This is a genomic window from Actinosynnema sp. NPDC037264, from assembly GCF_055603705.1.
This window is the reverse complement of the sequence record NZ_JBVJVK010000007.1, coordinates 154,869-175,104: the sequence shown is the minus strand read 5'-3', so window position 1 is coordinate 175,104 and position 20,236 is coordinate 154,869. Positions and strand designations below refer to the sequence as shown.

Sequence of the window (20,236 nt, the reverse complement as noted above, 5' to 3'; positions counted from 1 at the left end):
GGCGGCTACGTTCGGTCGCGGGGTTGGGTAGGTGGTGGTGCCCGCTGCGGGTTCGGCGGGGCGGGGGTTGGTTGCCGGCCTCGTTGTTCCAACCGACGTTCCAGGGCTTCGATAACGGCGTTTCGATTGTTGGTCGAGTTCAGATTCACTCGATAGTGGACGGGGGGTCGATGCGTTACCGCTGGTCAGAGGCAGTCTAGCGGGAAAGTGGATGTTTGGCGACTGAGCTGTGCCTGCGGTCGACGGCGACGGCCGCCATCAGCACGCAGCCGGCCATCGGGAGCAGGAGTGGCGGCAGTTGCCACGTCACGATCAGCATCACGGCCAGTGACATCACCAAGAGCAACGAGCCGCCGAAGTCCGACGCCGCACGACGCCCCGCCTCACGCATCACGGACGGCCACCGGGCACCCACCGCCCACAACGCCGCGGCACGCAGCACGACCACCGCCAGACCGACCGCCACCACCCCGCACACCACGGCCACGACACCGCCACCGGCGACCCGCGTCCGCAAGAACACCACGTCCACCACCAGCACGGCGAAGCCGCCGACCACCCCGACCGACACCACCCACCCACCGGGCAACGCCGACCGCACCCGCTCGAAGAACGACCGGACCGACGTGGTCTCCCCGTCGACGTGAGCCTTGATGTGCGCGCACCCGGCCGCGAGCGCCGGCACCAGCGTCACCACCGGCAGGGCGGCCAGCAGCACGAGCAACCCCGCCATCAGGCACTCGCCGAACAACGAGAACCGCCTCACCGGCTCACCCCTTCAACCCCGACGTCGACACACCCTCCACCAGGAACCGCTGGAAGAACAAGAAGAACAGGATCACCGGCACCAGCGCCAGCATCGACATCGCCATCAAGGCCCCGAAGTCCGAACCCGTCGACTCGTCGATGAACAGCTGCAACGCCAGCGGCAGGGGGTACTTGTCCGGCGTGCTCAGGTAGATCAACGGCCCGAAGAAGTCGTTCCAGCTCCAGATGAACGTGAAGATCGCCGTGGTGATCAGCGCCGGCCTGCACAGCGGCAGGATGATGTGCCAGAATACGATCCAGTGCCCCGCACCGTCGATCTTCGCCGACTCGTCCAGCTCACGCGGCAGCTGCCGGATGAACTGCACGATCAAGAACACGAAGAACGCCTCCGACGCGAGGAACTTGCCCGCCAGCAGCGGCACGTACGTGTCCACCAGGTCGAGGTTCTGGAACACCACGTACTGCGGGATGATCAACACGTGGAACGGCAGCAGCAGCGTCGCGATCATGATCCCGAACAGCACCGTCCGACCGCGGAACCGCAACCGGGCGAACGCGTACGCCGCCAACGCCGACGACGCGACCGTGCCCACCACCGACAGCACCGCCAGCACGGCGGAGTTCCAGAAGAACCGGCCCACGCCGATCCCGACCACGCCCTCGAACACCCGCTCGTAGTTCGCGAACGTCGGATCCGTCGGCAACAGCTGCAGGCTGCCGACGATCGCCTCGGACGGCTTGAACGTCGCCGCCGCCACCCACGCGATCGGGTACAGCACGACGGCCAGCAGGGCCAGCGCGCCGACGTGCCACGCCACCCTGGTCAACGACTGCCTCATCGCTTGTCCCCCGAGTCCCCGGAGTAGAAGACCCAACCCCGTGCGGTGCGGAACAGGAACACGGTGACCAGGCCGACCCCGAGCAGCAGCATCCACGCCATCGCCGACGCGTAACCCATGCGGTAGTCGCCGAAACCGCGGTCGAACAGGTAGATCGTGTAGAACAGCGTGCTGCCGGCCGGCTGCCCGTTCGGCCCGCCGACCACGTACGCCGACGTGAACACCTGGAAGGCGTTGATCGTCTCCAGCAGCAGGTTGAAGAACAGCACCGGCGAGATCATCGGCAGCGTGATCGACCAGAACCGCCGCGCGCGGCCGGCCCCGTCGACCTCCGCCGCCTCGTACAGCTCCCGCGGCACCTGCTTGAGCCCCGCCAGGAAGATCACCATCGGCGCGCCGAGCTGCCACGTCGCCAGCAGCACCAGCATCATCAGCGAGAAGTCGGGGTTGCCCGCCCAGCCGCCGGTGTCGATGCCGAACCGCAGCAGCAGCTGGTCGACCACCGAGTCGTCGCTGAACATCATCTTCCACACGATCGCGACGCCGACGCTGCCGCCGATGAGCGACGGCCCGTAGAACGCCGCCCGGTAGAAGCCCTGACCCGCGCGCTTGCCGTTGAGCAGCACGGCGACGCCCAGCGCGGCGGCCAGCTTGATCGGCACGGCCAGCGCCACGTAGATCGCGGTGACCTCGACCGACCGCAGCCACCGCGCGTCGGAGAACATCCGCTGGTAGTTCTCCAACCCGATCCAGGTCGGGGTGTTGAACAGGTCGTAGTCGGTGAACGAGAGGTACAGCGAGGTCACCATCGGCCCGAGGGTCAGCAGGACGATCCCGATGATCCACGGCGACAGGAACAGGTAACCCGCCAGGCCGTCGCCCGGCAGGCGGGTCCGCTTGCGCGCACCCGCCTGCCGCGACGTGGCGACCTCGGCGCCGCGTTCCGGCGCGATCGTCGCCCGGCTCACGACCCGAGGGTCTCTTCCGCCTCGGTGAAGAACTGGTCGACCGCCTGGTCCACGGAGATGCGGCCGTACTGGAGCTCTTCGGTGATCCGGATGAACGCCTGCTCCAACGTCCCGGCGCCCTTGGGCGGCGCGGGAGGCGTCTTGCCGAACTTGTCCTTCAACCCGTCCTCGTACGCCGCCACGGCGGCCAGCGGGCCTTCGAGCTGCGCCGCCGCGCGCTGCGCGTTCGTCGGCGGCAGGCCGCGGTTCGCGCCGAAGATCTTGCCGACCTCCGGGTCGTTGACCATGAACGACACCAGCTTGGCCGCCGCCGCCGGGTGCTCGCTCTTCTGCGACACGCTCAGCAGCATCGACGGCTTCAGGTACTGCCCCCCGGCGTCCGGCTTGTCGGACGGCACCGGCCCCAGCTTCAACTCCGCCTTGGCGCCCTTGTCGTAGCGGGCCATGAAGTTGTCCCAGCCGAGGTCACCGGCGATCAGGTCCATCTCCAGCGCGTGCGAGGGCTTGATCTGCACGCCCTTCTCGATCGGCAGGGTGACCTTGGCCTCGGCCAGCGCCTTGCCCTCCTCGAGGAACTCGGCCAACCGCGGCTTGTCGAAGCCGAGCTTGCCGTCCTCGGTGTAGAGCTGCTTGCCCTCCTGGCGCAGCTGCAGCTCCAGGTTGTAGTAGCTGCCGATGTAGTTGCCGCCGCCGGGCACGCCGGTCTTCTCCGCGATCGTCTTCACGGCGGCCCGGTAGTCGTCCCAGGTCCAGCCTTCCTTCGGCTCCTCGACGCCCGCCTGGGCGTACAGCGCGGGGTTGTAGATGTAGCCCCACGTGTTGCCGCCCGTCGGCACGCCGTACAGCTTGCCGTCGATCTCGCCCGCGCCCTTGAGCCCTTCGAGCAGGTCACCGAGCTCGAGGTTCTTGCCGTCCTGCTTCTTCAGGTCGTAGAGCGCGTTGCGGTCGGAGTACTCGCGGATGTAGGCGAAGTCCATCTGCATCACGTCGGGCGCGTTGCCGCCCGCGGTCTCGGTGGCCATCTTCTGCCAGTACGCCTCGAACTCCTGGAAGCTCGGCGTGACCTTGATCTCCGGGTTCTTGCTCTGGAAGAGGTCGATCGCCTTCTGCATCAACTCGGCGCGCTCGGCGTTCCCCCACCACGAGAACCGCAGCGTGGCGGGACCGGCCTTGGTCTCGTCGTCGCCGCCGCCGTCGCCGCTGCCGCCGCAGGCGACTGCCAACAACGCGACCATCGACGTCGCCAGGACTCGGCCTCTGAAACGTTTCAGTGCACCCATTCGGATAACCCTCCGGTCTCGACCGCTTCCCGACGTGACGCGCGGCGCAGCAGGGAAAGCGCTTTCCGGGAGGCTACGAGCAGGTTGCGCGAACGTCAATGCCCACTTTGGAAGCCGTGCGGCCGCCGAACGGGCGTCGCGGACCGCGGCCGTCGCCACCGCCCACCGCGAGCCGCGGCGGACGGTGGCGGACGGCCGGTCGGCGATCATCGGACGTACGGCCACCCTGCGGAATCGAAGGCCAGCAGGTTGATGCCCAGTCGGGACGCGCCGTCGTCACCGTAGTAGTGGTAGACGAGGATGTCGCTGTCCACGTCCGAGAACACGTCCTGGTGCCCGGTGCCGTGGACGCTGCCCTGGCCGGCGAGGATCTCCGTGCCGCCGCCGGAGGTCATGGCCGTGCCGTTGCGGGCGACGTAGGGGCCGGTGACGCTGGTCGACCGGCCGACCATGATCCGGTAGGTGCTCTGCGCGCCGCGGCAGCAGTAGTCGAACGACACGAACAGGTAGTAGTAGCTGCCGCGCTTGACGATGTTCGGCGCCTCGATCGCGCCGCCGTTGCGCCCGGCGATGGCGCGGATCGTGGAGTCGGAGCGCAGGCCCGTGGACGGGTTCAGCGCGATCATCTTCAGGCCCGACCAGAACGAGCCGAAGCTCAGCCACCAGCGACCCTGGTCGTCCACGACGAGGTCGGGGTCGATGGCGTTGAAGTTGTCGCTGGTGCGCGTCTCGATGACCAGGCCGCGGTGGGTCCACGTGCCCGCGTTGCCGCTGGGGCTGGTGGCCAGGAAGATCGCCGACCGGTTCGAGCCGAACGACGAGGCCGAGTAGTACAGGTAGTACTGCCCGTTGCGGTAGGAGATGTCCGGCGCCCAGAGGTTGCGGCTGCCGTTGGTGTAGGTGGTGGTCCAGGAGGCGCCGTTGGGGAAGGCGGCGCCCGCGTTGCGGAAGGCGGTGCGGTCGGTCGAGGTCTTCAGGCCGATGCCGTCCGCGGTGTGCGCGACGAGGTAGCTGCCGTCGGGCCTCTTGACGACGCTGGGGTCGTGCACCCGGATGTCGCCGGTGACCACGCCTGGTCCGGGGTAGGCCGACGCGGGCGGCGCGGCCACGACGGTCACGCCGGTGACGGCGAGCGCGGTGACGAAGGTGGCGAAAACGCGTTTTCTCAGTGCAGCCACGGGTTTCCTCGATGCTCTCGGGGTGGACTGGACGCGGCGGCGTTGGTGTCCTGAATGGACTACAGCGGTGCTGGGAGCGGGGAGGCTCGGCGTCTCGACCCGGCAGCGAACGGCCTGCGCGGACTCATGCTTCGCCTCCTTGCGAGCAGAATCGTGACGCGCCTCCGGTCGCCTGCCGGGTCGGCCGGACTCCGGAGCGCTTCCTGGGCACCGTAGCGCAGGCCGGTTGAGGCGGGCAAGCCTGCCTGTTAGCGATAACAGGCAGGCTGTGCACCTGGGACGGCTGTCGCTGTTAGCGCTCACAGACCGCCTGATCAGCCCAGGACCCGCCCGAGGAAGCCGCGGACGTACCCGGCGATGGTGTCCAACTGGTCCTCCAACGCGAAGTGGCCGGTGTCGAGCAGGTGGATCTCGGCCTCGGGCAGGTCGCGCCGGAAGGCCAGCGCGCCGTCCGGGCCGAAGATCTCGTCGTGGCGCCCCCACACCGCGAGCAGCGGGACCTGCGTCTCGCGGAAGTACCGCTGGAACGCCGGGTACGCGTCGAGGTTGTTGCGGTAGTCCCGGAACAGGGCCAGTTGCACCTCGGCGTTGCCGGGCCGGTCGAGCAGGGCCTGGTCGTGCGCCCAGGTGTCGGGGTCGATCCGGCTCGGGTCCTTGACGCCGTGGGTGTACTGCCAGCGGGTGGCGTCGAGCGTGAGCAGGGCCCGCACCGCCGGTTCGGTGTCGGGGCCGGGGTTCGTGGCGTAGGCGAACAGCGGCTCCCAGAACGGGGTGAAGCCCTCGGTGTAGGCGTTGCCGGACTGCGTGATGACGGCGGTGACGCGGTCGGGGTGGCGTGAGGCGATCTTGAGGCCGATGGGTGCGCCGTAGTCCTGGACGTACAGCGCGAACCGCCGCACGCCGAGGTGCTCCAGCAGGCCGAGGGTGATGTCGGTGAGCGCGTCGAACGTGTAGTCGAACTCGTCGACCGACGGCGCGGCGCTGTGGCCGAAGCCGACGTGGTCCGGCGCGATCACGCGGTAGCGGTCGGCGAGTTCCCCGATCAGCCCGCGGAACATGTGCGAGCTGGTGGGGAAACCGTGCAGCAGCACCAGGACGGGGGCGTCGGCGTGGCCCGCCTCCCGGTAGAACACGCGCTGCCCGCTGATGTCGGCGTACCGGTACGAGGTCATCGGCTGCTCCTGACTCGAGGGATCTAACCGTTCTAAGTCATTTGAACGGTTAGGTACGGCGCTCAGGCAACCAGGTCCGTGTTAACCTGTCAAGCGACTCAGAACGGTTAGACCAGGGAAGGGGAGCCGGTGCTCGGTGCCGATGACGCCGTGACCGGCGCGTTGCTGGCCAAGGGCTGGCCCGCGCGCCCGCTGGCGGACCAACCCCTGGGCATCGACCTGCTGAACACCCGGTGGGTGGTCGGCGGTGTCGCCTACGACCTGCTCGACCACGACGACCTCACGGTCGCTTGGCTCGCGGACCGGGAGCTCCCCTCCGCCCGGCCCGTGTCGCGGCGACCGCTGCGCGAGGCCCGTGCCGCGGTGGCCGCCGTGATCGCGGACCCGGCCGACCACGCCGCCCTCAACGCCCTGCTGGACCACGGCCGGGTGCGGTTGGCGGTCGACGAGCGCGGCCGGGTCGAGCGGGACGACGTGCCCGACCCGCGGTGGCGTGCGGCCTGGGCGTGCCTGCGCGACTTCGTCGTGGTGCGCGAGGCGGCGCCGGACCGCGTCCGCAAGTGCGCGAACCCGGAGTGCGTGCTGCACTTCCAGGACGTCTCACGCACCGGCAGGCGGCTGTGGTGCTCGATGACGGGCTGCGGCAACCGGCTCAAGGCCCGCCGCCACCACAGCCGGGTGCGCGCCACGCCGTGACCGCTGCCGGGTCGGCGGTGCCGTGACCGCCACGCCTGACGCCCGTGCGTCAACCGGCGGCCGTTGGGGTATGGCAAGGCCATGACGGACCAGGAACCGCTGGACCTCGGCGCGACGGAACTCCCGGAGGCCGAGGAGGCGCGCGTCAGGCGTGCGCACGACCTCGACCGGCCGGAGGTGTTCGACCGGCGCAACGACGTCGACCGCAGGTCCCGGACCAGGGCGAACCTGCTGCCCGAGGAGGAGCGGACCGGCAGCGCCGACCCGGAGGCCCAGGCCCGCGAGGTGCTGCGCGACTCCGACGTGCGCACCGAGATCCCCGAGTCCGCGCCCGACACGATGGCGGAACGGCGCGAGTCCGATGCCTGAAAGTGCTCACTCGGTGAGCACTTTCACCCCGCACGATGGGTCCATGAACGCGCTCACCGACACCCGGGCCCTCGACTTCGCCGACGCCGCCGAGTGGGAGTCGTGGCTGGCCCGGCACCACGGCACGAGTGACGGTGTCTGGCTCAAGATCGCCAAGAAGGGGTCGGGCCGGACGTCGGTCACCATCGCCGAGGCGCTCGACGTCGCCCTGTGCTTCGGGTGGATCGACAGCCACCGCAAGGGCCTCGACGCCGAGCACTACCTCCAGCGCTACTCGCCGCGCCGACCGGGCAGCTCCTGGTCGCGGGTCAACGTCGAGAAGGCCGAGGCGCTCATCGCCGCCGGGCGGGTGCGCGAGCCCGGCTTCGCCGCGATCGAGGCGGCCAAGGCCGACGGCCGGTGGGACGCGGCCTACGAGCGGCAGCGCGACGCCACCGTGCCGCCCGACCTGGCCGAGGCGCTGGCCGGCGACGAACGCGCGCGCGAGGGGTTCGAGCGGCTCGACCGGACGCGGCAGTACGCGTTGTTCCTGCGGCTGATGAAGGCCAGGACGCCGGCCGCGCGCGCCGTCCAACTGCGGCGGATCGTGGCCGAGCTGGCGGCGTGACCGGCGAGTCCACAGTGGATCTTCAAGTGGGGGCCGGGGGGGGGGGGGGGGGGGGGGGGGGGGGCCCCCCCCCCCCCCCCCCCCCCCCAAGTCGGTGCTCGCGTTGTCGGCGAAGGTAGCGCAATGTTATCGCTAACACCAGCCCTGGCGGCAGAACACGTCGGTAACCAGCCGCTTTGGCGCGCGAAGGTGGAGCGGACGCGGCTCGCCGGTTCCGGGACCTCAATCGTCTCGTAAAGAGGTATTGAGGCGCGAGGACCTGCGCTGTTAGCGTTAACAGCGCCGCATTCGCATCCCGACGCGCCACGATGGAGTGGAACCGATGAACAGTGCCGTTCTCCGGTGGAGGGCCCGCAGGCTGGCGGTGGTCGCGGTGGTGGCCGTGACCGCTCTGGCGGGGCTGGTCGTCACGCCCGCCGCGCACGCCTCGCCGGCCGTGCAGTACACGAACCCGCTGGCGAACCAACGGGCCGACCCGCACATCTTCAAGCACACCGACGGCTACTACTACTTCACCGCGACCGCGCCGGAGTACGACCGGATCGTCCTGCGCCGCGCGACCACGATCCAGGGCCTGGCCAGTGCCCCGGAGTCGGTGATCTGGCGCAAGCACTCGTCGGGTGAGATGGGCGCGCACATCTGGGCGCCGGAGATCCACTTCATCAACGGCAAGTGGTACGTCTACTTCGCCGCCGGCCGGACCGACGACGTCTGGCGGATCCGCCCGTACGTGCTGGAGAACTCCAGCGCCAACCCCCTGACCGGCACCTGGACCGAGCGCGGCAAGGTCAACGTCCCGTGGGACACCTTTTCTCTGGATATGTCGACCTTCGTGGTCAACGGCGTGCGGTATTTGACCTGGGCGCAGGCCGAGCCGGGCATCTCCACGAACTCCAACCTCTACCTCGCCCGCATGGGCTCCACCCCGTGGTCCATCACGGGGTCGGTGGCCAGGCTGACCGTGCCGACGCTGGCTTGGGAGACCCGCGGCGGGGTGAAGGTCGCCGAGGGGCCGTCGGTGATCCAGCGCGGCGGCCGGGTCTTCCTGACCTACTCCGCCAGCGCCACGGACGCGAACTACTGCCTCGGCATGCTGACCGCGTCGGCGTCCGCCGACCTGCTCAACCCGTCGTCGTGGACCAAGGGCGCGAACCCGGTCTTCGCGTCCAACGCGTCGACCAGCCAGTACGGTCCGGGGCACAACTCGTTCACCGTCTCCGAGGACGGGCAGAGCGACATCCTCGTCTACCACGACCGCAGCTACCGCGACATCTCCGGCGACCCGCTGCGCGACCCGAACCGCCGCACCCGCGTGCAGAAGGTCTACTGGAACTCCGACGGCACGCCGAACTTCGGCATCCCGGTCGCCGACGGCGTCACGCCCGTGCGGCTCAAGTCCTACAACTACCCGGACCGCTTCGTCCGGCACTGGGAGTACCGGGCGCGGGTCGAGGCGGACGTCAACCCGCTGGCCGACTCGCAGTTCCGCGTCGTGACGGGCCTGAACGGCTCCGGCACGGTGTCGCTGGAGTCGACCAACTTCCCCGGCTACTACCTGCGGCACCGCAACCACGAGATGTGGGTCGAGCGCAACGACGGCAGCGCCGTCTTCCGCGCCGACGCCTCCTTCCACCGCCGCGCGGGCCTGGCCTCGGGCTCCGCGGTGTCCTTCGAGTCGACCAACTTCCCCGGCCAGTACATCCGCCACAACGGCACGACCGTCAACCTGACCACCGCACCCGACGCCGTCGCACGCGCCGACGCCACGTTCATCCTGGAGTGACCGAAAAGTGCTGCGCTTCCCGTTGATCCACCCGCCGCTGCTGCACGCCCTGGCCACGGCGGGCCACGGGTCCAAGGTCCTGCTCGCGGACGCCAACTACGCGCACCGGACCAACGTCCACCACCGGGCCGAGGTGATCCACCTCAACCTGCGCCCCGGCCTCGTCACGGTCGACGAGGTGCTGGAGCCGGTGCTGTCGGCGATCCCGGTGGAGGCCGTGCACACCATGCGGCCCGACGACCTGGGCACGCCGGAGGCGTGGACCGACTACCAGCGGGTGCTCGGCCCCGACCTGCCGCTGCAACCGTTGGCGCGGCAGGACTTCTACGCGGCCTGCCGCGCGCCGGAGCTGGCGGTGTGCGTGGCGACCGGTGACGGCCGGCACTACGCGAACGTGCTGCTGACGGTCGGCGCCATCTCCTGATCCCCGGTCCCCCGACCCGCGTGCGCCGGCGTGCGCGCGGGTCGGGGGACCGGACCTACCGGCCGGGGTCCGGTGTGGACAGCCACCCGTCGACCAGGTCGGTGACGATCGCGCCGCCGCGGTCGCCCAGGTGGACGTGGTCCACCAGCAGGCGCAGGCCGTTGCCCCGCGCCACCTCGTCCCACTCCCGCCCGAGCAGGTAGTGCTCGGCCGCGGCCAGGTAGGCCACCCCGAAGTCGAACCCGAACGGCGTCGGCTCGTCGGTCCGCTCCCGCAGCGCCTCCACCACCCGCTCGTGCACGGGCAGGTAGGACACCCCGGCCTCGGCGGCGACCTCCTCGATCGCCGCGTTGTAGCCGCGCAGCTCCACGTTGAGCTCGCTGTCCAGGTCCTCGCCCAGCGGCGGCAACGACAGCAGCGCGATCCGCGCGGTCGTCCCGGCCTGCACGCGCGCCACGATCGCGCGCAGGTTGGCCCGGTACTCGTCGAGCGGGACGTCCCCGCGCACGTCGTTGGTGCCGATCAGCAGCGTGACCGCGTCCGGTCGGCACGCCACCACGTCCGCGTCGACTCTCGCCAGCAGGTCGGCAGTGGTGTTGCCGTTGACGCCCGCGTTGACCAGCCGGTGGCCGCGCTCCCGCAGGGCGCCCACCCAGTCCGCGCCGAGCGTCCCCCTGGTCATGCTCGCGCCGGCCGCGACGACGACCGGCCCGGACCCCGGCACGCCGTCCCCGCCGCACGCCTCGGCCGGCGGGTTCACCGGCGACCGCACGAACGTCAGGTACCCCACGGCGCCCGCCACGCCGAGCACTCCCACCAGCACCGCGCACAGGGCGATGACCGCCCGCTTCCTGCTCCACATGCCGTCCCCCAGAGAGGTTAGTGAACACTAGCCCCTATCGTGAGCTAGTATTCACTAACCTGTCAAACGGCGAGGTGGGACGGCATGGGCACACGGGAGCGGATCCTCGACGCGGCGGCGGAGATCCTGCGCACGCGCGGCGTCGCGCAGGCCACCACCAAAGAGATCGCGCACGCCTCGGAGGTCTCCGAACCCACGCTCTACAAGTACTTCGGCGACAAGGAACGGCTGCTCCTCGCCGTGCTGGAGGAACGGCTGCCCGGCCCGTCCCGCGTGTCGGTCCGGCCGGGGGAGGGCGACGTCGAGGACAACCTCGCCGAGCTCGCGCACGCGGTGCTCGACTTCTACCAGCGGTCGATCCCGATGCTCGCCGCGCTGCTCTCGGACCCGCAGCGGATGGCCGCCCACCGGGTGGCGATGAGCAGGCACGGCGGCGGTCCGGAGCAGGCCGCCACGCCGTTCGCCGAGTACCTGCGGGCCGAACGGGCGCTCGGCCGGATCGCGTCGGACGCCGATCCGGACGCGGCGGCGTCACTGCTCGTCGGCGCGTGCTTCCAGGAGGCGTTCCTGCGCTACTACGCCGGAGGTCCGGATGCCGCCGCCGCACCACGTGCGCACGCCGAAGCCCTGGCCCGCGCGGTCGTCAGGCCGCTGCGCTGAGGCGACGGGAGAGTTCAGCCCAACGGGCTGTGCAGGATCGCCGCGTACCCGTCGGGGCCCACGGCCACGCAACGCCGCTCGTGCGGGCCGGTGGTGATCTCGCCGACCTGGAACCCGAGGGCCTGCGCGCGGGTCCGTGCCTCGTCCAGGTCGGGCACCTTCACCAGCATCGCCGGGCCGTCGTGGACGCGGTCCGCGCCGGACAGGGCGAACCGCCCGCCCGCCACGTCGAACTGCGCCCAGCGGTCGCCGTCCACGAACGTCGGCGCGACGCCGAGCAAGGCCGACCACCGCTCGACCGCGCCGGCGAGGTCGTCGGTCGGGACAACGGGGGCGATGCGTTCAGCGGTCACGTGATCGACGTTAATGACGCCGCACAACGCGGTCAACGCCCCGGCGGCGGATCGAGCAACAATGAACAAGGCACTTCGGACGGTCCGTGCCGGAACCGTCCGAAGTGGAGGATCGGCTACCGCGGTTCGTCGATGCCGGGCACGGTCACGTCGTCGTCCGCGGGCGGCTCGGGATCGCGCCACTCCTCGGCCCGGCTCGGGCGGTTGCCGCGCAACGTGCCCTCCAGCTCGTGCTTGAGCTCGTCGTCCTTGACCGGGCCGTGCTTGCTGCTCTCGCGGTGCATGGGCGCGTCCTCCTCCATGCTCCTGGGGATGGGTGCTTGCCCGGGTGGAATACCCCGGCGCGTTCGGCCGAACCGCGCTCACCCGTCGGCCTCACCACGGACGGTGTCGATTCACCCGATCGACTCAGCATGGGCGGTGCCCGACCGGGGTACTTCCCACTGAGACGACCAGGTAAACGGGAGGTGGCGTCGTGGTCGAGCGGCTGACAGTCCGACGCCGAGACCCCGGCACGGGCCCCTGCTGCGGGCCGGATCCGGTGGTGGAGATGGACGTGTGGTGGGATCGGATCGGCCGCAACCTCGGCCGGGACTGGGACCTGGCCACGGCCGACGAGCGGCCCCTCCTCGTCGACGTCGCGGTGACCGAGCAGGCCTACTTCTTCGCCACCCTGCTGCACGACGTGCGACCGCGCGACGTCCGGGTCGAGATCCGCGACCAGGACCTGCGGTCCGACGGCACGCCGATCCGGCGTGATCGGGTGGGCATCACGGTGCGCCCGGCCGATTCCCCGCGCAGCTACTACTACTGCGCGACCGTGCCGGCCGAGGTGGACGTGGAGCGGATCGACGCGTGGCTGCTCGACGGGATGGTCGTCGTGCGGGTGCCGACCAGGTAGGCGTTTCGCGGACGGGGTCGGGGGTATCGCACCGGCAGGCGCGAAAGAGCTGGAGGAGTCATGGCCGGGACGCTGACCCGCGACCACCTGAAGGACTGCCTGACCGACGTCGACTTCCCGGCGAGCAAGGACGACCTGCTCGACGCGGCGATCCGCAAGGGCGACCCGACCGCGGTCCAGGCGCTGCGGGCGATACCGGAGGCCGACTACGCGAGCCTGCACGAGGTGTTCGGGGCGGTCGAGCTCGGCGGTGGCGACAAGCCGCGGTGAGGGCCGTCAGCCGGACCAGGCCGCGAGGCCCGAACGGGACGGCGTGGCGCCGGGGAAGGCGGCCGACAGCGTCTGCGCGTACCGGCGTGCCTCGGGCGTCGTCAGGTCCGGCGGCGCCAGCCACGGCGCGAGGTGGTGCCGCGTGCCCGGTGGCGGTGTGCCGCCGAGCACCAGGACTTCCGAAGAGCCTGGCGTGATGGCGTAGCCCAGGCGTGCGGCCTCTTCGCGCACGACGGCCTCCGCCTCGGCCGCGCGCCGCGAGTCGTCCGCCACGACGGAGAACGGCCCGCCGATCGACGCGACCTCCGCGCGCAACGCCACCGAGTCGGCGCCGGTCAGCCCGGGCCACGGCAGGTCGCCGCGCTTGCCGGTCAGCTTCGCCGCCAACACCGCCGACGCGTACTCCGGGCCCTCCGCGCCGCGGATGTCCGGGCCGGTCCACGCCACGCGGCCGGTGTCCACCGGGACGGTGGTCCGGGTGCCCTCCCGGTCCAGCCAGAGGTCGCTGCGCCCCTCCGGCAGCCACACCAACGCCCACCGGCCCGTGGTTCCGTCCCGCGTCTGCGCGGGCACCAAGGCGTTCGGCGCGTTGCCGACCGAGAGCGGTGCGTCGGTGGTGTGCACGATGTTCCAGCCGGGCATGTGCGGCACGACGAGCACGTCCACCGGGCTCTCGCCGAGGGCCACCCGGGTCAGCAGCGGGTCGCCGGCGGCCGGGGTGGCGAGCTGCCCGGCGATCGTGACCTGGCCGAGGCCCGCCAGCAGGGTCACGCCCACGGCCGCGCCGACGACGCGCACCACCGCGGTCGGCGGGCACAGCGCGAGCCAGGACACCGCGACGAACGCGGCCATCAACGTGATGTAGGCGAACGACGACGGCGGTCCGGCGAACCACGTGCCGGCGGCCACCGTCGCGAGGACGGCGGCCACCACCACGAGCCGGCCGATCACCGGCCGCTCGACGCGCAACGCGGGAGGCACGGCGAGCAGGCCGATCAACGCCACCGCGGCCAACGGCGGCATCCACGACGCTTCCGCGATGAGCAGCACCACGACGCCGCCGATGCCCGCGAACCCGGTGACCGCGCGTCGGGTCGACAACCCCGACGCGGCGGGCACGAACGGTCGGGCCAGGGCCCAACCGGCGACCACGGTCACCGCGCCGAGCAGGATCAGCCGCAGGAGGGTGAAGCCGAGCGGCAGGCCGACGGCGCCGTGGTTGTGCATGCGATCAGGCCGCTGCGCCGACCGCGCAGGTGCACTGCATCTCCGCGCGCTCCTCGCGCGTCGGCCGCATGTGCAGCACCATCGCGATGACCATCGGGATGAACACCACGGTGTTGTAGAACAGGTGCAGCTCCACCCGCGGGATGATCAGCTGGATGATGCTCGTCGGCGCCGGCTTGCCGAGCAGGTTCGTCGACGCGGACGCCTGGATGATCAGCAGCAGGTGCTCGATGTGGTGCCAGAACTGCAGGCCGAGCGCGACCGTCCACCACGTCTTCGAGCGGCCGACGAACCCCTTTCGCAGCGCGAAGAGGAACACGAGCATGACCAGCGCATAGCCGTAGTGCATGACCTCGGACGTGACCAGCCACGGGAACCACAGGCCCAGCGCGCCCTTGGCCTGTGGCACGGGCCAGCCTAAAGCGTAGATCTGCACGGCCTGGGTGATGTGCTCCACCCAGTGCGCGACCACGATCAGCGTGAAGGCGTAGAGCGCGGGCTTGTGCCGGAGCGTGTTGAGCGGACCACCCGTGGAATGGGTATGGGCTTGAGTGTCGACCATGGATTTCCTCCTGCTGCGCCGGCCTCGGTCGGGCCGATTGCCCTGACCAGCGACGATACCGGGTTCGGGACGCGCCAAGAACGCCGTTGTGCGGAGTGCGCAATCGTGGAGAAGGTCATTGGTCCACGCGCCGGTACGGTGGTCGTCCCCGATGACCGCGCGGCAACCGCACGTCGACTGTATAGCGTTCCTATGCGCTGCTCCTCTTCTGGTTTGCGGTTGTGGTATCAGCTCTCACGGCCCTCGCCGGTGGCAGGAATGCACACTTTCGCCGGACGCGGGATTGCGCGGCGCGTGCTATGGCCGGCGGGGTGTGGCGAGCGTCCGACCCGGTTCTAGTAGGAACTTCATACCAGCAAGTTGCTTTTTAGGACCAAGATCGGTAGCGTGTGGTTCACGACGTCGACTGCGGACCGAAGCTTCGGGGGTGCCGGTGGCCGCGACCTTTCAGGTCGTGTTGCCGGGCACCGCGATGGCCGGATTCCGTGCCGATGCCGTGCTCCGACTCCGCGACGGGACCCCCAGCTCGTCCGAGCGGAGCGCACGGGCGGTCCGCTGAGTGACCGCCGCTGGCGCGGATGGGCTGGTACCGGCCCATCCGCGCGGCCGCACGCGCGTACCCCGCGGGCCCCAACCCGCCGGGTGCGCCGTGCTGTGCTGTCCCGGGTTCGCCCTGTCGCGCAACGGGATCGGTGTGGTCGGGCCTTGGTCGCCGGGTCGACGGAGGGTCGCGTTGGGCGGCCGTCGTCCGCGTGAATGGCCGGTGATGGCCGGAATGGTCGTTGTGCGGCGATCGGGCGTTGTGCGGGCGTTCATCCGGGTGGTGGTCGGCGCATCTTCGGGATTGCGGCATTCAGGCTGAAGCGCGCGGCGGCTGATCGCCGATATATCCATGGGGACGACCTCCGGCGGCCGATCGGGTGGTCCGGGGTCCGACCGGGCGACTGGGGCCGCGGTCGCCGGCGTCACCCGAAAGGCGCAGTATCCGAGTCCAGTTGATGACGGAATGTGAGTCCGGGGTCGGCGGTAAATGGAGGCGAGCGGCGTTCACGATTCCATCGGATGGGGCAAGGGCTCATCACCGGACGTGCTCGTCAACCGCATCCTTGCTGCTTGTGCGCGCTGTCGCGCCCCTGGTAGCTTGCCGGAAATCGTCAGCACGGGGGGCACTGGGGTTTCACTGGGGATTTACTGGCGGTTCACTGGGGGACCGCGACAGGCTGGTACGCCGATTCATCGCCGTTCGATGAGTCGGCCGGCCGGTCGGGGTGATGCATTCACCGGTCATTGACTACGAATTGGGGGTCGTAGTGGAAGGTGTAATTGAACGTGCCGTGGGTCGGGTCATCGACTTCATGCACGAGAACCTGGGTGAGCAGTTCACGATAGACGACATGGCCCGCACCGCCATGTACAGCAAGTTCCACTTCTCACGAACGTTCCAACGCGTTACCGGCGTCTCGCCCGGCCGATTTTTGGCCGCGATCCGGGTGCAAGAGGCCAAACGGCTGCTCGTGTGCACCTCGTTGACCGTGACCGACATCAGCCATCGGGTGGGTTACACGAGCGTCGGGACGTTCAGCTCGAAGTTCCGCGCCAGTGTCGGCGTTCCGCCGACGACGTACCGCCAGCTGGGCGGGCTGACCGAGCCGACGCCGCTGCCCAGGCGCAGTCCCGACAACCGCACGTCCACCCTGCAGGGTGAGGTGCGCGCGCCTCTGGGTTGTCCGCCCGCGATCATCTTCCTGAACCTGTTCCCCGAACGGGTGCCGCGCGGAAAGCCGGTCCACTGCTCGATGCTGCAACGGCCGGGACCGTTCGTGCTCACCAACGTGCCGCCGGGGACTTGGCACTTACAGGCCCATTCCGTGGCTTTGGGCCGGGGTGGCGCCGTGCCGGACCGGGGGTCGTTGGGCCGGAACCGCGTGCTGAACGTGGGGTCGTGCGGTCCGGTGGTGGTCAGGCCGGGTGCGCGGGTCGAGAACGTCGACCTGAACCTGCGCCCGATCGACGCGCTCGACCCGTCGGTGCTGCTCGCGCTGCAGTACATCCGCACGGTGGCGGTGGACGCGGCCGCCGCGAGCTGACGGCGCTTCCCGGATTACCCGCCGCCCCAACCGGGACGGCGGGTAATCGTCGCGCGCCGAGTCGGGGCAGCGGGTCCTCGGTCGTGGATCTGGTCGGGGCAGCGGGTCGGGTCCTCGGTCGTGCGCCGAGCCGGGACTGCGGGGCCGGCGCCGCGCGTCGAGCCGTCGCCCGGGCCCTCGTCGTGCGCTGCGTCGGACTATGGGGCGTCGCTGCGCGCTGAGTCGGGTCACTTCCCCGGAGCCGAGCGCGGACTCCGCGGCACACCCGGGGCAGGCGAATGGCCCAGTGATTCGCGAATGGCCCAATGCCCCTTCGGAGCGCCGTAGCCATCGGCCGCCGCGTGGAATGTCCCAGGACCAGCCGGGGGAAGCAGGAATCACTCCGGACCGTGAGGGCCCGAACCCACCACGGCGTTCACCCGATTGCGAGTCGCGCCAACGCGCGACACAACGCGTGACCCCGCCAACCCCCGCCAACCCCGCCACACGCGGTCCAGGAGCGCCCGATCCGCTACCAGGACCGCTACCAGGACCGGGCCTGGCGCGGATGCAAGACGACCTCCCGCGCCGCACCGCGCAGGTAACTTTCGCATCGTTGCAAATCAATATGAATCCGCCCGCCACCATCCGCATCCCGTCGTGTCCGAAGTGGACGATGCACGACCTCGTGACGCACCCGGGTTGGTCGACGCCTGGCGGACGTTGGAGCTGGGCCTGGGCTCGGATGTCGACGCGCGGATCGACGGCGGTGGAAACAGCCCCGCAGTACCGGTGATGGGCGGCCCGGTCGCTGCCGGCGTTCGTGCGAGGCCGGTTCGCCTGATCTGCCGGGGCCAGGCCGTCGGGTGCACGCGTTCGCGAGGGGGCGGTTGCCCGGTCCGTTCGGGCCGGGTGCCGGGTGGTTCGCAGGTCTGTTCGCCGGGTCCGCCGTCACCTGCCCGTGGAGGCGGGCGGTGCGGTCCGCTGACCCGTGGAGGCGGGTGGTGCGGTCCGCTGGGCCGTGGAGGCGGTCAGCGGCGGGTGCCGGTGACGGCTCCCGCGGGCTCCGAGTCGGCCCCCGCCTCGCGTCGCCGGCGCTTGGTCGACGCCGCCATCGAGGCGGCCACCAGGGCGGGATCGTCGCCGACGCCGATGAGCAGGCCGTTGAGGATCGAGTCGTAGCAGCGGTCGGCGTCGACCGGGTCGATCAGGTAGCCGCCGAGCTCCAGGTTGACCAGGCCGTGCGTCGCGATCCACATCTGGTGGGCGATCAGCAGCGGGTCGTTCTGGCTGAACCGGCCCGACTCGATGCACCTCGTGGCGCAGTCGACGACCGTGACCAGCGTGTACCGGCCGTACTGGCGGTCGTCCTCGGTGAGGGAGAAGCCGGCCAGCGACTGCCCGCCGAACATCACCGCGTACAGGTGGGAGTTCGCCTTGGCGTTCTGCCGGTAGGCGTACCCCAGCAGGATCATGTCGGCCACCGGGTCGTCGGTCCGCCGCACCTGGGCGAACTGGCGCTCCAGGCGCGTGAAGCCCTCGTGCACCATCTCCCGCACGAGGCCGCTCATGCTGCCGAAGTGCGTGTAGACGGCCATGGTCGACGTGCTGGCCTCGGCGGCGATCTTCCTGGTGGACAGCGCCTCGGCGCCGTGCTCGGCGAGGAGCCTCGCCGCGATGTCGACGAGAGCGGCACGGGTTCCGGGATCCAGCTTGCGTGGACTCACCTTGACAGTGTTGCACAACGCCGTTATTCTTTGTGTAACGTTGTTATGCTAACTTGCGGCATCCGTGTGACTTTTCCACGCCCCGAACGAGGGTGGACGGCACCCGGACGAGCCCGGCACCGCGGTCGGACACCCCCAGGTCCGCCCCGGAACGGTCGGATCGTCGCGGCGCGTGGTCAAAGGTCTCGGAGCGTGTTCGCGCTGATCGGTCGCGCGACCGGGCGCTCGCACGGGTCGCGCCGGGTGTGTCGCGGCGGCGAGGCCGCGCCGACGCCCGGCACGGCGGTGACGCGGCGTGGTGGCCGTGCGTCGACACCGGACTCGTCCCTCGCCGGACCGTTCGGCAAGCCGAACCGACATCCGTCGCGCTCTTGCGGAGCGCGGCTTCGTCACGGCGCAAACCCAAGCGCGGGAAGGAGAACGGCCGACAGCCGTCTACAGTGGAGCGTTCCACCGCCGCGCCGTCGGCGGCGGGGTGGGGCGAGGCGGCGGGGTGGGGCGAGGCAGCGGTCGGGGGATTGCCGCTGCCCCGCCCGTGGTGGAGCGGGCGACTCGGTGCGCCGACCTCTCCTCCACCACCGCGGGCGCCACCGCGGAGCCGGCCTGGGGTGCCGAGTCCGCGATGGGCTTGAGGAAGCTGGTCGCCCTGGCGACCACGGCGATCGACGACGGGTGCGGGGGATCGGCGGAGCCGCCGGTGGCCCGCGGGCCACCTGTCCGCGGTTCTGCGCTCATTCCCACTTCCCGTTTCCGGCCCCGGTGATCGGCGTCGGGGCGCCCGGCTGTCGGACGTTCGCCCGTGGCTTCGGTCGACGGTTCAGTTCATGTAAGGGAACCATCCCTAGCATCTGGTCCGGGCAACGCTAACGCAGGTCGCATCGGTCAAGCAAGTGGTGTTCTTGCGGGCGTTCGCGGGTTCGCGGGGGAATGGGAGGAATCGGTCGCGAAGCTGTCGGGCATAACGCCGGGCAGTCGGCTTTCGAGCGTGATCGACGGCCTGGTTCCCCGGCCGGGCCGGCGGTGCGGACGGCTGTGTGGACGGCTGTGCCGGCCTGCGGGATCCCGATGTGGGTCCACGATCCGGGAGCTTCGGGGGAGTGCGCCGACTTTCGCTCGTGGAGCCGCGACAGGGTCCGGAGCGCTGGTAGGCTAATGGAGGGAATCGTCGGGTGGAATTTCCCGGCGGCGATCACTGCCCGTGATGCCGGCCGACGTGGCATCGTTCATCAGGGGCAGGGGAGCGGTGGCCGTCGGGGCCGACCGGGTGGCCGCCGGGTGACGGCCCGACGCCGTGCGGCGACCGTTTCGACGCCTGTCAGGCGATCGGTCCCGCCGCCGGCGGGCACGGGTGGACGTCGACGGGCGTGGTTCCCGTCGGGATCGGGCGGGGCCTTCGCGGTGGCCGCTCGAGTGGTCACTCTTCGTGACCGAAGACGGGGCGCTTCGGTGCTCGGATGCGTCCGCGTACCCCCGTGCGGCCCTGTCGGTTGGGCACAACGGCCCACAGTCGTCTCGCAGATTGCG

Annotated in this window: 21 protein-coding genes; 9 read left to right on the top strand and 12 right to left on the bottom strand. The window is 70.5% G+C overall.

What is annotated here, in order from left to right:
• Nucleotides 1-196 precede the first annotated feature (196 nt).
• The 6 genes from ACZ7GX_RS11735 to ACZ7GX_RS11710 all read right to left on the bottom strand — a co-directional run bounded on the left by ACZ7GX_RS11735 (nucleotide 197) and on the right by ACZ7GX_RS11710 (nucleotide 6,205).
• The gene (locus tag ACZ7GX_RS11735) at nucleotides 197-766 is read right to left on the bottom strand and encodes a hypothetical protein (protein ID WP_498775539.1); all 570 of its coding nucleotides are present in this window, start codon (nucleotides 764-766) and stop codon (nucleotides 197-199) included.
• Nucleotides 767-770: 4 nt separating this feature from the next.
• Nucleotides 771-1,607 carry a carbohydrate ABC transporter permease gene (locus tag ACZ7GX_RS11730; RefSeq protein ID WP_498775537.1) on the bottom strand — a complete coding sequence of 279 codons (837 nt, stop codon included), beginning with the start codon at nucleotides 1,605-1,607 and terminating at the stop codon, nucleotides 771-773.
• Complete coding sequence (locus ACZ7GX_RS11725) at nucleotides 1,604-2,575, bottom strand: carbohydrate ABC transporter permease (protein ID WP_498775534.1); 972 nt, start codon at nucleotides 2,573-2,575, stop codon at nucleotides 1,604-1,606. Before ACZ7GX_RS11725 ends, ACZ7GX_RS11730 begins: the two co-directional genes overlap by 4 nt.
• Nucleotides 2,572-3,798: an ABC transporter substrate-binding protein gene (locus ACZ7GX_RS11720; RefSeq protein ID WP_498775532.1), complete on the bottom strand. Its 1,227-nt coding sequence runs from the start codon at nucleotides 3,796-3,798 to the stop codon at nucleotides 2,572-2,574. Before ACZ7GX_RS11720 ends, ACZ7GX_RS11725 begins: the two co-directional genes overlap by 4 nt.
• 263 nt (nucleotides 3,799-4,061) lie before the next feature.
• On the bottom strand, nucleotides 4,062-5,033 hold the full coding sequence (locus ACZ7GX_RS11715; protein WP_498775530.1) for an arabinan endo-1,5-alpha-L-arabinosidase: 972 nt from the start codon (nucleotides 5,031-5,033) through the stop codon (nucleotides 4,062-4,064).
• Between the two features lie 314 nt (nucleotides 5,034-5,347).
• The gene (locus ACZ7GX_RS11710; RefSeq protein WP_498775528.1) at nucleotides 5,348-6,205 is read right to left on the bottom strand and encodes an alpha/beta fold hydrolase; all 858 of its coding nucleotides are present in this window, start codon (nucleotides 6,203-6,205) and stop codon (nucleotides 5,348-5,350) included.
• A 129-nt stretch (nucleotides 6,206-6,334) separates the two neighbouring features.
• Here ACZ7GX_RS11710 and ACZ7GX_RS11705 point away from each other — a divergent pair, with 129 nt between their 5' ends.
• From ACZ7GX_RS11705 to ACZ7GX_RS11685, 5 genes are all read left to right on the top strand, one after another.
• Nucleotides 6,335-6,901, top strand: a complete 567-nt coding sequence (locus ACZ7GX_RS11705; protein ID WP_498775526.1) for a CGNR zinc finger domain-containing protein — start codon at nucleotides 6,335-6,337, stop codon at nucleotides 6,899-6,901.
• 81 nt (nucleotides 6,902-6,982) lie between these two features.
• Nucleotides 6,983-7,270 (top strand): hypothetical protein, encoded by a 288-nt coding sequence (locus ACZ7GX_RS11700; protein ID WP_498775524.1) that lies wholly within the window; start codon nucleotides 6,983-6,985, stop codon nucleotides 7,268-7,270.
• 43 nt (nucleotides 7,271-7,313) lie between these two features.
• Entirely contained in the window at nucleotides 7,314-7,877 is a 564-nt protein-coding gene (locus tag ACZ7GX_RS11695) for a YdeI/OmpD-associated family protein (protein ID WP_498775522.1), read from the top strand.
• A 322-nt stretch (nucleotides 7,878-8,199) separates the two neighbouring features.
• Entirely contained in the window at nucleotides 8,200-9,660 is a 1,461-nt protein-coding gene (locus ACZ7GX_RS11690) for a family 43 glycosylhydrolase (protein ID WP_498775520.1), read from the top strand.
• Nucleotides 9,661-9,667: 7 nt separating this feature from the next.
• On the top strand, nucleotides 9,668-10,084 hold the full coding sequence (locus ACZ7GX_RS11685; RefSeq protein ID WP_498775518.1) for an RbsD/FucU family protein: 417 nt from the start codon (nucleotides 9,668-9,670) through the stop codon (nucleotides 10,082-10,084).
• Nucleotides 10,085-10,139: 55 nt separating this feature from the next.
• On the opposite strand, the gene ACZ7GX_RS11680 is transcribed toward ACZ7GX_RS11685, so the two are convergent.
• Nucleotides 10,140-10,946, bottom strand: a complete 807-nt coding sequence (locus ACZ7GX_RS11680) for an SGNH/GDSL hydrolase family protein (protein WP_498775516.1) — start codon at nucleotides 10,944-10,946, stop codon at nucleotides 10,140-10,142.
• A gap of 84 nt (nucleotides 10,947-11,030) precedes the next feature.
• Between ACZ7GX_RS11680 and ACZ7GX_RS11675 the strand changes: the two genes are divergently transcribed.
• Nucleotides 11,031-11,606: a TetR/AcrR family transcriptional regulator gene (locus ACZ7GX_RS11675; protein WP_498775514.1), complete on the top strand. Its 576-nt coding sequence runs from the start codon at nucleotides 11,031-11,033 to the stop codon at nucleotides 11,604-11,606.
• Nucleotides 11,607-11,620: 14 nt separating this feature from the next.
• Here ACZ7GX_RS11675 and ACZ7GX_RS11670 read toward each other — a convergent pair whose 3' ends face one another.
• Complete coding sequence (locus ACZ7GX_RS11670) at nucleotides 11,621-11,959, bottom strand: VOC family protein (RefSeq protein ID WP_498775512.1); 339 nt, start codon at nucleotides 11,957-11,959, stop codon at nucleotides 11,621-11,623.
• A 116-nt stretch (nucleotides 11,960-12,075) separates the two neighbouring features.
• Nucleotides 12,076-12,261, bottom strand: a complete 186-nt coding sequence (locus ACZ7GX_RS11665; RefSeq protein WP_498775699.1) for a hypothetical protein — start codon at nucleotides 12,259-12,261, stop codon at nucleotides 12,076-12,078.
• Nucleotides 12,262-12,434: 173 nt separating this feature from the next.
• Here ACZ7GX_RS11665 and ACZ7GX_RS11660 point away from each other — a divergent pair, with 173 nt between their 5' ends.
• Together ACZ7GX_RS11660 and ACZ7GX_RS11655 are read left to right on the top strand one after the other, a co-directional pair.
• The gene (locus ACZ7GX_RS11660) at nucleotides 12,435-12,860 is read left to right on the top strand and encodes an Hsp20/alpha crystallin family protein (protein WP_498775510.1); all 426 of its coding nucleotides are present in this window, start codon (nucleotides 12,435-12,437) and stop codon (nucleotides 12,858-12,860) included.
• A gap of 60 nt (nucleotides 12,861-12,920) precedes the next feature.
• On the top strand, nucleotides 12,921-13,130 hold the full coding sequence (locus ACZ7GX_RS11655) for a DUF2795 domain-containing protein (protein WP_498775508.1): 210 nt from the start codon (nucleotides 12,921-12,923) through the stop codon (nucleotides 13,128-13,130).
• 6 nt (nucleotides 13,131-13,136) lie between these two features.
• Here the strand turns inward: ACZ7GX_RS11655 and ACZ7GX_RS11650 are convergent, their stop codons facing one another.
• Both ACZ7GX_RS11650 and ACZ7GX_RS11645 read right to left on the bottom strand, forming a co-directional pair.
• Nucleotides 13,137-14,357 (bottom strand): DUF6239 family natural product biosynthesis protein, encoded by a 1,221-nt coding sequence (locus ACZ7GX_RS11650; protein WP_498775506.1) that lies wholly within the window; start codon nucleotides 14,355-14,357, stop codon nucleotides 13,137-13,139.
• Between the two features lie 4 nt (nucleotides 14,358-14,361).
• Nucleotides 14,362-14,919, bottom strand: a complete 558-nt coding sequence (locus ACZ7GX_RS11645) for a hypothetical protein (protein ID WP_498775504.1) — start codon at nucleotides 14,917-14,919, stop codon at nucleotides 14,362-14,364.
• Between the two features lie 1,271 nt (nucleotides 14,920-16,190).
• On the opposite strand from ACZ7GX_RS11645, the gene ACZ7GX_RS11640 reads away from it, so the two are divergent.
• Complete coding sequence (locus ACZ7GX_RS11640; RefSeq protein WP_498775502.1) at nucleotides 16,191-17,006, top strand: helix-turn-helix domain-containing protein; 816 nt, start codon at nucleotides 16,191-16,193, stop codon at nucleotides 17,004-17,006.
• Between the two features lie 1,010 nt (nucleotides 17,007-18,016).
• On the opposite strand, the gene ACZ7GX_RS11635 is transcribed toward ACZ7GX_RS11640, so the two are convergent.
• Nucleotides 18,017-18,712: a TetR/AcrR family transcriptional regulator gene (locus ACZ7GX_RS11635; RefSeq protein ID WP_498775500.1), complete on the bottom strand. Its 696-nt coding sequence runs from the start codon at nucleotides 18,710-18,712 to the stop codon at nucleotides 18,017-18,019.
• Between the last annotated feature and the right edge of the window lie 1,524 nt (nucleotides 18,713-20,236).